Consider the following 13,204-nt stretch of genomic DNA (forward strand, 5'->3'; position numbering starts at 1 on the left):
CCTTTTAATGAGCGTTTAGCCCTATGAATAACCCAGCGATAGTCGCGCTCATGAAATTAGAAAGCGTGCCTACAAGCACCGCTTTTAAAGCAAGCCTTATAATGAGATCCTTCTTTTTAGGCACTAAACTGCCAAGCCCCCCAATCAGCATGGCGACTGAGCTTAAGTTAGCAAACCCGCACAACGCAAAAGTGATGATCGCTTTAGTTTTCTCGCTCAAGATTAAAGGAGGGTTATCGCCCAAATAAGGCAATAACTGCATATAGCCCACAAATTCATTGAGTGCGATTTTAATGCCTATGATTTCTCCGGCAATCCCGGCCTGACTCCAAGGAATGCCTAACATAAAGGCTAAGGGTTTTAAGAGCGCGCCTAAAATTAACCCTAAAGACAAATGCTCCATGCCTAAAACCCCCCCTACAACCCCTAAAAGCCCATTAATGAGCGCGAGCATCCCCACAAAGGCTAAAAGCATCGCTCCCACATGCAAGGCTAAATTTAGCCCTGTGCTTGCCCCATTGGCGATAGCTTCTATGGCATTGACATGCTTTTCTACCGAAACATCTGCATGGCTAGAAATGGTTTCGTTTTGCGGGTAAATGATTTTAGCGAACAACAACCCCCCAGGAGCGGACATAAACGATGCGGCGATTAAATAAGGCAAAGGAATGCCCATGCTCGCATACCCGGCTAACACAGGCCCCGCAACGCTAGCCATGCCCACGCACATGACCGCAAAAATCTCTGAATCGCTCATGCTTTTCAAATAAGGTTTAATGACTAAGGGCGCTTCGGTGTGCGCCACAAAAATATTAGCCGCTGCGCTCATGCTTTCTGCTTTAGAAGTGCCTAAGCATTTTTGCAACGCCCCACCGATGAGATTGATAAATAAAGGCATGATTTTTAAATAATATAGAAGTGAAATCAAGCTAGCAAAAAAGATAATGATCGCTAAAACATTGATCGCAAAGACAAACCCCCCTATCCCTTGATCGCCTTTAGCGTTTGGAGCGAGATTGCCAAATAAAAAACGCACCCCCTCATAGCCGTAAGAAATCACGCTTTGTATGCCACTAGCTAAGCCTTGCAGCATTTCCCTACCCAAAGGCACATATAAAGCCAACGCCCCTAAAGCCACTTGGATCACAAAGGCGCTGACAATCGTGCGATAATTTATAGCCCTTTTATTGCTAGAAAACACCCAAGCAATAAGAAAAAGCACCGCCATCCCTACAACACTAAAAAGAGAGCTAAAAATCATCATCAAATCCCTAAAGAAATTAAAAGATGCAAGGTTATTGTAGTTTAGGTTTGCTAAAAAAAAGATTAAATGAATATTAAATGAAGTTTAAATCAAAATCATGGTGTCAAGAGGGGGACTTGAACCCCCGACCTCCGGCTTATGAGACCAGCGCTCTAAACCAGCTGAGCTACCTTGACACAAGCAATTTTATAAAAAATAAAGAATGATATTATACAAAAAATTTTCTTAAAAATCCATTAAAATTAAACTTTGTATTATCAATCCTACTTTCCTAAATTAATGATAAAAATTAGAGATTTTCTTGTAAAATACTACGCATGTTTAAGAAAATTTTTCCATTAGCGTTAGTATCTTCGTTACGGTTTTTAGGGCTTTTTATTGTTTTGCCTGTCATCAGTTTGTATGCGGATAGTTTCCATTCAAGCAGTCCCTTACTCGTGGGGTTGGCTGTGGGCGGAGCGTATCTTACGCAAATTGTTTTTCAAACCCCCATGGGCATTCTTAGCGATAAAATCGGCCGTAAAGTGGTGGTGATGGTGTGCTTGTTGTTATTTTTAGCTGGCTCGTTAGTGTGCTTTATAGCGAATGATATTATTACGCTCGTTATCGGGCGCTTCATTCAAGGCATGGGGGCTTTAGGGGGGGTTGTTAGCGCAATGGTGGCTGATGAAGTGAAAGAAGAAGAGCGCACCAAAGCGATGGCGATCATGGGGGCGTTTATTTTCATTAGCTTCACTATAAGCATGGCTATAGGCCCTGGGGTTGTGGCGTTTTTTGGGGGGGCAAAATGGCTCTTCTTGCTCACGGCGATCTTAACCTTATTGAGTTTATTGATGCTTTTAAAAGTCAAAGACGCCCCTAAAATTTCTTACCAAATCAAAAACATAAAAGCTTACCAACCCAACTCTAAAGCCTTGTATCTTTTGTATCTAAGCTCTTTTTTTGAAAAAGCGTTCATGACGCTTATTTTTGTGCTGATCCCTTTAGCGTTAGTGAATGAATTTCATAAAGATGAAAGTTTTTTAATCTTAGTGTATGTGCCTGGAGCCTTATTAGGGGTTTTAAGCATGGGAATAGCGAGCGTTATGGCTGAAAAATACAATAAGCCTAAGGGAGTGATGCTTTCTGGCGTATTGTTGTTTATTGTGAGCTATTTGTGCTTGTTTTTAGCCGATTCTAGCTTTTTAGGGAAATATTTATGGCTCTTTATTCTTGGGGTGGCGTTTTTCTTTATTGGCTTTGCCACCTTAGAGCCTATCATGCAATCTTTAGCGTCTAAATTCGCCAGAGCAAACGAAAAAGGCAAGGTTTTAGGGCAATTCACCACTTTTGGCTATTTGGGGAGCTTTGTTGGGGGCGTGAGTGGGGGGTTGAGCTACCATCATTTAGGCGTTTCTAACACAAGCTTAATCGTTGTAGCTTTAGGGCTTATTTGGGGTTTATCGCTCTTTTTTCTCAACAACCCTTCCAAGCAAAAAAATGTCTATTTCCCCTTAGACGCTTACAATGAGAAACAATTTGAAACTTTAAAGGACAAAATCATTGAATGGTATGTTAATATTAGCGAAGAAATCATTATTGTGAAATATAATTCCGATCACATTAGCGAAGAAGAAATCATTCACTTAGCGCGAAACTTTAGAAAATAAACATAATCAAGGATCAAAAATGGCCTATGAAATTTCTAAAAAAGTCTTACACATTGTAGGCAAGACAAACGCCACTTACAAACTCATAGAAGAAGGCGATAAAATCTTATTAGGATTGAGTGGGGGCAAGGATTCTATCATGCTCGCTTGTATCTTAGCCAGGATGCAAAAACATGCCCCTTTCAAATTTGATTTTAAAGCGGTTACCGTGCATTATGGCTTGGGCGAAGATTTGAAATGGTTGAGCGATTTGTGCCAAGAGCAAGGCATTGAGCATGAGATCATTTACACCCAAATCGCTGCCACGATCAACGAAAAACGCCGTGAAAAAAGCTCGTTTTGTTCGTTTTGTTCTCGTTTGAGGAGAGGGACTTTGTATTCTAAGGCTTTAGAAGAAGGCTATAATAAAGTCGCTATCGCACACCATTTAGATGATGCGGTGGAGAGCTTTTTTATGAATTTCACTTATAACGGGAGTTTAAGGAGCATGCCCCCCATTTATAGGGCTGAAAACGGCTTGTTGGTGATCCGCCCTTTGATTAAGGTTCGAGAAGCCAGCAGCATTCATTTTGTCACTTCTCAAAATATCCCAGTCGCTCCTGATTGCAATTGCCCAGCCAAACAGCCCACTTCCGATAAGCCTCCTATCGCGCGATTAGCCACTAAAAATTTCTTAAAAGAAATGCAAAACTTGCACCCTCGTTTCTTTGATAGCTTAGAAAATGCGTTTAATAATGTTCAAGCGAACAGCTTTAGCGACGCTAAGTATTTAGACGCTTAAGCTTTTATTTAAGCTTTTTTGTTAAGCATTTTGATCGCAATGGTGAATAACACCCCTTCAAAAATAGCCGCCATGAGCAATGCGTAGTAGGTGTTTTGCGAGATCGCTTGCGCTTTTAAACCCACTGCTGCGGTGGTTACTAAAAAAGTTAAAGGCATAGAAGCCCCTAAGGCGAATGAAAATAAATGCTTAGCTTCTTTAAAGTATTTGCGCCACAATAAGGTTGAAGTGATCAAGTGCAAACTCAACATCGCTATGACAATCAATATCCCTTGGAGGATCAAATGCGGGTTTAAAAACACTAATTTTAAGTCTAAAGTAGAGCCTACATGGATGAAAAATAAAGGCACAAAAAACCCAAAACCCACATCATTGAGCTTGTGGATCAATTCTGATTTGTGAGGGAAGAAAGTAGAAACGACTAACCCCGCCAAAAACGCCCCTAAAACCATTTCTATTTTGAGCCACACCACGATCGCAACCAAGGAAAAAAAGAGCATGAGCGAAAAACGCACATCTTGGTTAAACTGGCTGCTTTTAGGCATCACAAAAAGCTTTAAATGCGGGAACCACCAAAACAAAGTCTTAAAGATTTGAAACGCCACGATGATTAAAATTAAAAAAACAATGAGAATGCCTAAATCTTTAATCAAATCCACGCCCAAACCATGCGAATACACCCCATCCACGACCACCAAACCAAAAATGCTTAACAACTCCCCAATAACGCCCACTTTTAAGACCAGATCAAGCCACAAAATCTCTTTACGATAATCTTTGACTAAAGTCATGATCATGCCCAAACTGATAATAGGGAAAATCACCATAAAAATAGGCTCTAAATTAAGGCTAAAAGTAAGGATGAATGAAAGCGTGTATAAAATCAACAGGTAAGCAAAAATGCGTTTTAAAAGAGAAACCCCTAATTTTTTAAACAAATAAATCTCTACTTCCAAACCGCATAAAAACATTAAAAACAAAAAGCCAATTTCAGACATGATTTCAAAGCCCTTAGTTGGCTCAATAAAACCCACATACGCCCCAACAGACCCAAATAAAATCTCCACGACCGTGATAGGCAAACGAGAGATTCTAGATATATAAGGGGCCATCACAATTAAAAGCATGATGAGCGCGAAAGTGAAAAATTCTGCATGCATGTCTTAATTTTACCTTATTTATTGGTTAAGTTTTCAAAGCGATAGGGTTTTTCTCTTTATAAGTGGTAAAAACCCCTTTTTTGATTTCGTAATAAGTTACCCCTAACGCAGTTAAAAACGCTAAAAATTGTGCGATAGGGTAAGTTACCCAAATGCCATTAACCCCATAGAAATGGCTTAAAATCGGCAATAAAATAACGATAAACCCTAGCGTGTGCGAAAGGGTGATGATAAACGAACTTTTAGTGCGTTGGATGGATTGGAAAAACACCGCGCACAACAAATTCATGCCTAAAAAAACATAGCCCACATAATAAATATTCATCGCTCTTTTAGTCTCTTGCATAAAAAGGGGGTCTTGTTCGCTTGGCTGCAAATAAAGCTTGATTAAAAATTCATCTAAGAAATAATAAGCGCCATAGAAAACAATCCCTATACAAAACGCTGCTTTCAAACCAAAAACAAACACCTCTTTCACGCGCTCTAAATTTCTAGCCCCATAGCTAAAGCTCGCAATCGGTTGGATGCCTTGAGAAATCGCAAATAAAGTCGTAAAAAAGATAATCGCATTATACATAACGATCCCATACATACTCACAAACCTTTCCCCAGCCGTGTGCATGATAGCGGTATTAAACAATAAAATCATAATAGAAGCGCTAAATTCTGCCGTGCTTTGAGGCACACCGCTTTTAGCTGAAGAAATGACTGAAGACAAGGAAAATCGTTTGACGAAATACAATTGCCCTTTTTTGCGCCAAAAATGCTGCATTAAAACTAAAACCCCTATCGCATGCCCTATCACGGTGGCTATCGCGCTGCCTTGAACCCCCACTTCCAACACAAAAATAAACCAATAGTTGAAAAAGATATTCGCTAACGAGCCAACTAGCATCGCTACCATCGCTAAAATGGGGCGTTTGTCATTCACCACAAAAACATCCGCCAAAGGGTGCAAAACCATAAAAACCGCGCCCATTAAAATGATTTCAATGTAGCGTTTGGACATGCTCAATAAAGCGTCATTGCTCCCAAAAAAACGCGCGATAGTTTCGCTAAAAGGCAATAACGCCATGCTCAAAATAAAGGCGCTAAAAGCGACAAAATAAAACACGCTGCTAAACACAAGCCTAGCCCTATGGGTTTTATTTTGACCCAAAAAATACCCCACAATACTCGCTGCCCCAAAACCAAAAAGCAATTCATACGCAATGAGTCCTGGAAAAATAGGCCATGCGATATTGACCGCAGCGATAGCTTCTTTACCCAGTTTCTTGCCCACAAACATGCCATCTATCATAGAGTAAGTGGAAAGTGAGATCATAGAAAAAGCTAAAGGGATAAAGTAATAAAAAAAGAGCTTCCTAATAGAATCTTTATGCAAATCAATCTTTTTTTTGAGCATTTAAACCACACACCGCTTAAAATTTATGACAAATTTTTCTATTTTAACATAAAAAGAGAGGCAATCTGTCCGTTAGCACGGTTGGATTCAAGCCGTATCACTAAATTTTAAAAATGGTTTTTAACGCAAAAGGGATTTCCTTTATTGGGCTAATCCTTTTAACGCTCCTTATGTTTTTTTAAATTTTATCGTAATGAATCTAAGCCAAAAGAGCGCCAACAAACCTAAAGCCCCACCCACAAAGCCAATATACCCTAGCCCTAATTGGTGGATCACAATACTGCCAAACAGCGCTCCTGATCCAATCCCCACATTATAGCTCCCCGAAAAAATTGCGCTCGCGACATCCGTAGCATCTGGGGCGAGCTGTAACACTCTCATTTGCAACGCAATAGTGAGTGAAGTGATCCCCACTCCCCACAAGAAAATTTGCAAAAAGATCACCCACTCTAAATTTTTAAACACAAACAGCAAGAGTTGCGGGCAAATGACTAAAACCATTGCAAAAGCGATGAATTTTCTTGAATTTTTCGCATACAAACGACCGAATAAAAAACTCCCTGCCACGCCCGCTAACCCAAAAACAAACAGCATTAGCGTCGTAATGTCAGGAGAAAACTGGCTGATTTGAATGATAAAAGGCTCAATATAGCTATAAGTGGTGAAATGCCCAGAGATAACCATGATCACAAGCAAATAAATCCCCACTAAAAGCGGGCGTTTCATTAATATAGGGACACTTGCGAGCGTGCCGGCATTTCTACTCGGTAAATGCGGGAGCAATTTCCACATAAGCAGCATTATAAGAGTCGCAACGCCCCCAATCACGCCAAAAGTGGATCGCCAATCCAAAATTTGCCCGATGATCCTCCCAAGCGGCAAACCTAAAATCATCGCTAACGAACTCCCTAATGCCAATAACCCTAAAGCTTGTTGTTTTTTATTTCTTGGCGCGACACGAATGACTAAAGAAGCCGTGATGGACCAAAAAATAGAGTGGGCAAAAGCGATACCCATACGAGAAATGAGTAGCACCCAAAAATCCCATGCTAACGCTGAAAGGATATGGCTGAGAATAAAAAGGGCAAAAAGAAAAAGCAATAAGCGTTTCCTTTCAACTTTAGCGCTAAGCAGCATCAAGGGCAATGAGCCAAGAGACACGATCCATGCATAAAGAGTGATCATCAATCCCACTGTTGCGCTCTCCATTTCAAAACTTTTTGCAATATCTGATAAGAGCGCGACAGGGACAAACTCCGTGGTGTTAAAAATAAACGCCGAAAGCGAAAACACAAAAACCCGCATTAAGGCGAATCTTTGATACGATTGTTTGGTTATCATCATTTAAATCTTAAGGGGTTAAATTTTATTCAATTTGAAATTTTAGAGTATAGGGCAAAAATTTTAACCGCTTGTAAATTAGGGGCTGATTAAGACAAATATTCCCGCTCCATAGGCGCATTAATTTAATAAATTTGTTACCATATAAAACAGAATTTAAAATCATTTCCAACTTTTAACCAATCTATTTTTTGTAACTGCGGTCATTGTTTATTAAGTGCTAGAATTAATTGCTTTTTAATATTTTAGAATTTTAGAACAAAGGATAATTAAAATGAAAAAAACTTTTTTGATCGCTTTAGCGCTAGCCGCTTCTCTTATAGGTGCTGAAAACACCAAATGGGATTATAAAAATAAAGAAAACGGCCCGCACCGTTGGGACAAACTGCACAAAGATTTTGAAGTGTGCAAAAGCGGTAAAAGCCAATCGCCCATCAACATTGAGCATTACTACCACACGCAAGATAAAGCCGATTTGCAATTCAAATACGCCGCTTCCAAACCTAAAGCGGTCTTTTTCACCCACCACACTTTAAAAGCTTCGTTTGAACCGACTAACCACATCAATTATAGAGGGCATGACTATGTGCTGGATAATGTGCATTTCCACGCTCCTATGGAGTTTTTAATCAATAATAAAACTAGGCCTTTGAGCGCGCATTTCGTGCATAAAGACGCTAAAGGGCGTTTGCTAGTGTTGGCGATAGGTTTTGAAGAAGGGAAAGAAAACCCCAACCTTGATCCTATTTTAGAAGGCATTCAAAAGAAACAGAATTTTAAAGAGGTGGCTTTAGACGCTTTCTTACCCAAAACTATCAATTACTACCATTTTAACGGCTCTCTCACCGCTCCTCCTTGCACAGAAGGGGTGGCATGGTTTGTCATAGAAGAGCCTTTGGAAGTCTCTGCCAAACAATTGGCTGAAATCAAAAAACGCATGAAAAATTCGCCTAACCAACGCCCCGTCCAACCTGACTACAACACCGTAATCATTAAAAGCTCAGCTGAGACCCACTAAAATGGAAACTCTCTCTTTATAAAGAGAGAGATAAAAATTATTCTAATAAAACACCGCTAAAAATTGCAACCACACAATCTAAAGTCAATTTGTATTGTCAAAATAGAGACTATCACTCTCTTAAAGAATTAAAGGCGTTTGCTAAAGCATTGATAAAATCTTACATTGACTATAAGGCGTAAAATGGGCTACAATCAATCTTTAGCTAAAGTTAGTAGTTTCTATCGCTCTCTAACTAAAGAGCGGTTAAAATCAATTTACAGCGAAAGGACACAATAATGTTATTGAATTACGATTTTTTAGAATGGGTTGATGATGAGCCTAAAGGACACACTTCCTTGACAGCATCTATTGATAAGGCGTTAGCGGACAAGAAATTAGCTAGACAAAATAAACCTAGCGTAAAGATAAAAGACAACTTATCTTTAAGCGAAACTTTAGATGCCTTTGGTGAGGAACTCTCACGACTTAAAAACCAACAAGACGCACCTATTAAAGCTTCCACGATTGAGAGCGCTAATCTTAATAGCATTGTCAATAAAATCAAAAGCGGACTACCTTTTGGGACTATCTCGGCGTTTAGACCTTTTAAAGAAGCTTTTATTAAAGACTTTACTGAAAAGGAAAGAGAAAAACTAGTTGAAGCTTATAAAAGCGGTTATAAGGTTTCTCAATTAGACAAAGTATCTAAAAAACGGAATGACGACCCTAACCCCATAGACGCTTCTTATCTTGCTGATGCCTTTTTGAGAGAGTATAGGACTATCGCTCTCAAACTATCCACAGCATTAGGTAAGTCTTTTGTTAATAAATTCTTAAATCCTAAAAGTGAAACCACAATGAGAGACCTTATGTCTAGTAAAGAATTTGTTACAAGATACCGCTACACTCAAAAAGACAATATGGAAAGAACACGACAGCTAAAATCACTATTGGATAGTAAGCGAGACTTTTTAGGTTATATTCAAGTAACAGGTTATTGGAAAGAAAGTTTAAAAGACGACCTTATCCCTGATAAAGAGACTAGCTTTTTTGTATTTGTCAATGAACCTAGTAGCACATTTTATTTAAGAAATCATTTGTTATTATGGGCGAGACAATTCAATCAAGCGGCGATTTGTTATTGTGAAAATAGTGTCTATAATAACAAAGACAGATACTATGTGGAATTGGTGTGCACTGAACTCGAAAAATTTGGTAAGGTGTGGGCGAAATTCACTGACATCACATTCTCTGTCCCTAGCAAATTACCAAATTCTCTCACAAGACTAAAAAATCAAGTCTATACATTCTTTGATAAAAACCCTGAAAAAGGCGATTATGGTATAGCTTTTAAAGACATTGTTAAGACACAAATCAAAGCAACTTATATGCCCCACAATATTGGCAACCTTACAGACACATTTGAAAATGAAATTAAAGGATTTATTAAAAGGACACAAAGTAGGGTTCGTGCGTATGGGTATCCAAAGACTTTCAATGTTGATGAAATAGAAAATTGGGAGCAACAAGCAATTAAAACAAGAGAGCAACGAAAATGTGCTATAAGCAAAAGTTACAGACAGAGTTACAACCACAACATTAAAGTCAATAATCTTTTCAAAGCGATGAAACAAGGCAAAAAAGTGAGTAAGACATTGATTGCTAACACCATAGACACCGATGCAGGGTATTGCTTTATCTCAGATTTAGCGACACAACTTGATAGTATCAGCCCTAGACTATCTAAAAGCATCGTAACCGCCATAGAGCAAGCAGAGAGCATTAGACTAACTTATGCGTTAATAGACAGGGTTACCTATAACTCACTCCACAATATCTTAAGTTTCATTTTTGATATTGATAACCCTTTAAGCGACGAAGCGTTAAACGAATTGGTGGTTGAAGTCCCACGAGAAGCGTTAAAGAATGTGAAGTTACCACAAATCAAAAATGTATTGACCGCTCAAATCTTTGATGGCGCTTATCAGTTTAGAGGTAACGACTATAAATACCAATACCAGACATCACCTGAATTGTTGGATATGTTTGAATAGGAAAGTTACTTAATAACGCTAGTGCTATTTCATTAAATACTGACAATTAAAGCCTTAATGTTTTAAAAAGCAGGGTTTTAGTTGCTTCATTTTTAATAAAACTCATTTCCTTAAGGGGATAAGGGTTTTAGAACAATCCTCTCTAACTCTCTAATAACGCTTTTTAAAGAATTACCGCTTGACTAAAACTAAGCGTTCTTAATGTAATGCATGGCGATTTTGAGCGCATTGGTGGCTGCCCCCACTCTTAATTGATCCGCCACGCAAAAGCCGTGCAAAGTTTTCTTATCAAACAAATCCTTCCTCAAGCGCCCTATAAAGATGCTATCCGTGTGGCTCGCTTTTAAGGGCGTGGGGTAGAGATTATGGCTAGGATCATCGCAAACAACCACGCTAGGGGCGTTTTTTAAAACTTCATAGACTTCCTTGAGATCGAATTCTTTTTCAAAAGCGATACTCAAACTCTCGCTATGGCTCCTCAATACCGGCACGCGCACACAAGTCGCGCTAATAGGGAAATCCACGCCCATGATTTTATGGGTTTCATGCACCATTTTCAGCTCTTCTTTCGTGTAGCCATTCTCCTTAAAAGTATCAATATGAGCGATCGCGTTGAAAGCGATCGGATAAGCGAAAGCCCCAGCTTGCAAGACCTGGTTTAGATCGGTATTAGGGTCTTTTTCCAAACATTCTAAAGCGGTTTTTAGCTCATTTTTTAAGCTCTCTATACCCTTATTCCCTGCCCCACTCACGGCTTGATAGGTGCTAACAATCACGCTTTTTATCTTAAAATGAAGGTGTAAGGGGGTTAAGATTTGCGTCATTTGAATGGTGGAGCAATTAGGGTTAGCGATGATATTCAAGGGAGCGTTAAAAATTTCTTTAGCGTTGATTTCAGGCACGACTAAAGGCACATCTTTATGCAATCTAAAAAAGCTCGTGTTATCAATCACTAAGGCCGTTTTTGAAGCGCTTGTAGCAAATTCTTCGCTCACGCTCCCCCCAGCGCTAAAAAAGGCGATGTCTATTCTTTCTTTTTCAAAAACTTCATGCGTGGTTTCTAAAATCTCATAGTCTTTATTGAAAGCTTTGATCTTTTTACCGGCACTCCTAACGCTAGCGAGCGGAACAAATTTTTTAATCGGGAAAAAAGAATTTTCTAAACCCTTAATCAGCTCTTGGCCTACCGCCCCACTAGCCCCGACAATAGCGACATTATAAGTCTTCATCGTTTTCTCCAATGATTTCAAGGGCTTTTAAAAAACTCAAGCAATTCAACTGCATGCCTGAATGCATGTTTTTCAAGCTTAAAGTTTCGCTTTTAAATTCTTCTTCGCCAATGACAGCCACAAACTCATGCCCTTTGTGGTTGGCGTAAGAAAAGGGTTTTTTGATTTTTTGAGCTTCTGGATAGACTTCGCTAAAAATTCCGCTTTGCCTTAAAGACTCCGCTAAGCGGTTGGCGTAAGAAAAATACTCTTCATGCATGCAAGCGATTAAGACTTTAGCCTGGGTGGAACGCTCGTCTAATAATTGCATTTCACTCAAAGCCACAATCAATCTATCAATCCCAATAGAAGCCCCTACCCCTTGTAAATTTTCTTTAGAAAAATTTTTAGTCAAATGATCGTAACGCCCCCCTGAACACACGCTCCCTAAAGACTTCATATCATTAAGCGTGGTTTCATACACAATCCCTGTATAATACCCTAACCCTCTAGCGATAGAAAAATCAATTTTATACAGGTTTTGAGAAATTTGTAAATCCCCTAGCAACTGGTATAGCCTTTCTAAATCCTGTATGCCTTTTTTTAGATTCTCATTATAGTCTTTCAAATAAGCAATTTTTTCAAAAAATTCCGCATGGCTTAAATCGTTTTGTTGGATTTGAACCATTTCTAAAAGCTCTTTAATGGTGTTTGGATTCAAATCGCACTCTTTTTTTAATTCTTCTTCAACCCCATTCAAGCCAATTTTTTCTAATTTATCCACAATGCGCAACACTTCATTCACTTGAGAGATCCCAAAATATTCGCATATCCCATTCAAAATTTTTCTGTGGTTGATAGAAACGCAAAAATCTTCTAAATCCAAAGCTTTTAAGGAAGCGATAATCACTTGAATGATCTCAGCATCGCACACCAAGCTCTCGCTCCCTATAAAATCAAAATCGCATTGCGTAAATTCCCTGTAACGCCCTTTTTGCGCCCTTTCACCCCTAAAGACATTGCCTATGGCGTAGCGTTTAAAGGGCATGCCTAATATTTGGTGGTGCAAAGAAACAAAGCGGGCTAATGGCACGGTCAAATCAAACCTTAAAGCCACATCCCTATCCCCATGGTCTTTAAAACGATAAATTTCTTTTTGAATATCGCTGCTCGCATCAGGTAGTAGCGCTTCAGCGTATTCCAAATGAGGGGTTTCAATCGGCACAAAACCAAAACTTTGAAACACGACTGAAACTTTCGCAAGTAACTGGGCTTTTTGTATCGCATCTTTAGGCAAGCGGTCTTTAAACCCGCTCAACACTTTAGGGGTAATCATTCCATT

The 13,204-nt window shown here is 39.2% G+C and carries 10 protein-coding genes and 1 tRNA gene; 4 read left to right on the forward strand and 7 right to left on the reverse strand.

Annotation, left to right across the window (positions count from 1 at the left end; translation table 11 throughout):
* Positions 1 to 4: 4 nt before the first annotated feature.
* Both EAL44_RS02185 and EAL44_RS02190 read right to left on the reverse strand, forming a co-directional pair.
* Positions 5 to 1,261, reverse strand: coding sequence for a NupC/NupG family nucleoside CNT transporter (locus EAL44_RS02185; RefSeq protein ID WP_121074534.1), 1,257 nt, complete (start codon positions 1,259 to 1,261; stop codon positions 5 to 7).
* A 101-nt stretch (positions 1,262 to 1,362) separates the two neighbouring features.
* Positions 1,363 to 1,440: transfer RNA gene (locus tag EAL44_RS02190), tRNA-Met, on the reverse strand.
* A 222-nt stretch (positions 1,441 to 1,662) separates the two neighbouring features.
* Between EAL44_RS02190 and EAL44_RS02195 the strand changes: the two genes are divergently transcribed.
* Both EAL44_RS02195 and EAL44_RS02200 read left to right on the forward strand, forming a co-directional pair.
* Positions 1,663 to 2,913: an MFS transporter gene (locus EAL44_RS02195; RefSeq protein WP_340137413.1), complete on the forward strand. Its 1,251-nt coding sequence runs from the start codon at positions 1,663 to 1,665 to the stop codon at positions 2,911 to 2,913.
* Between the two features lie 19 nt (positions 2,914 to 2,932).
* Entirely contained in the window at positions 2,933 to 3,694 is a 762-nt protein-coding gene (locus tag EAL44_RS02200) for a tRNA 2-thiocytidine(32) synthetase TtcA (protein ID WP_000312855.1), read from the forward strand.
* 8 nt (positions 3,695 to 3,702) lie between these two features.
* Here the strand turns inward: EAL44_RS02200 and EAL44_RS02205 are convergent, their stop codons facing one another.
* The 3 genes from EAL44_RS02205 to EAL44_RS02215 form a co-directional block, all read right to left on the reverse strand.
* Positions 3,703 to 4,854 carry a cation:proton antiporter gene (locus EAL44_RS02205; RefSeq protein ID WP_121074246.1) on the reverse strand — a complete coding sequence of 384 codons (1,152 nt, stop codon included), beginning with the start codon at positions 4,852 to 4,854 and terminating at the stop codon, positions 3,703 to 3,705.
* Positions 4,855 to 4,879: 25 nt separating this feature from the next.
* Positions 4,880 to 6,259, reverse strand: coding sequence for an HP1184 family multidrug efflux MATE transporter (locus EAL44_RS02210; protein WP_121074249.1), 1,380 nt, complete (start codon positions 6,257 to 6,259; stop codon positions 4,880 to 4,882).
* A 168-nt stretch (positions 6,260 to 6,427) separates the two neighbouring features.
* Complete coding sequence (locus EAL44_RS02215; protein ID WP_121074252.1) at positions 6,428 to 7,603, reverse strand: sugar transporter; 1,176 nt, start codon at positions 7,601 to 7,603, stop codon at positions 6,428 to 6,430.
* A 271-nt stretch (positions 7,604 to 7,874) separates the two neighbouring features.
* On the opposite strand from EAL44_RS02215, the gene EAL44_RS02220 reads away from it, so the two are divergent.
* Together EAL44_RS02220 and EAL44_RS02225 are read left to right on the forward strand one after the other, a co-directional pair.
* Positions 7,875 to 8,618, forward strand: a complete 744-nt coding sequence (locus EAL44_RS02220) for a carbonic anhydrase (RefSeq protein WP_121074255.1) — start codon at positions 7,875 to 7,877, stop codon at positions 8,616 to 8,618.
* A 278-nt stretch (positions 8,619 to 8,896) separates the two neighbouring features.
* Complete coding sequence (locus EAL44_RS02225; RefSeq protein ID WP_121074258.1) at positions 8,897 to 10,654, forward strand: hypothetical protein; 1,758 nt, start codon at positions 8,897 to 8,899, stop codon at positions 10,652 to 10,654.
* Positions 10,655 to 10,842: 188 nt separating this feature from the next.
* Here the strand turns inward: EAL44_RS02225 and asd are convergent, their stop codons facing one another.
* Both asd and hisS read right to left on the reverse strand, forming a co-directional pair.
* Positions 10,843 to 11,883 (reverse strand): aspartate-semialdehyde dehydrogenase, encoded by a 1,041-nt coding sequence (gene asd, locus EAL44_RS02230; protein ID WP_121074261.1) that lies wholly within the window; start codon positions 11,881 to 11,883, stop codon positions 10,843 to 10,845.
* Positions 11,870 to 13,198 (reverse strand): histidine--tRNA ligase, encoded by a 1,329-nt coding sequence (hisS, locus tag EAL44_RS02235; RefSeq protein WP_121074264.1) that lies wholly within the window; start codon positions 13,196 to 13,198, stop codon positions 11,870 to 11,872. Before hisS ends, asd begins: the two co-directional genes overlap by 14 nt.
* Positions 13,199 to 13,204: the final 6 nt, after the last annotated feature.

Source organism: Helicobacter pylori, assembly GCF_003637685.1.
GTDB classification, from domain to species: Bacteria; Campylobacterota; Campylobacteria; order Campylobacterales; family Helicobacteraceae; genus Helicobacter; species Helicobacter pylori_CJ.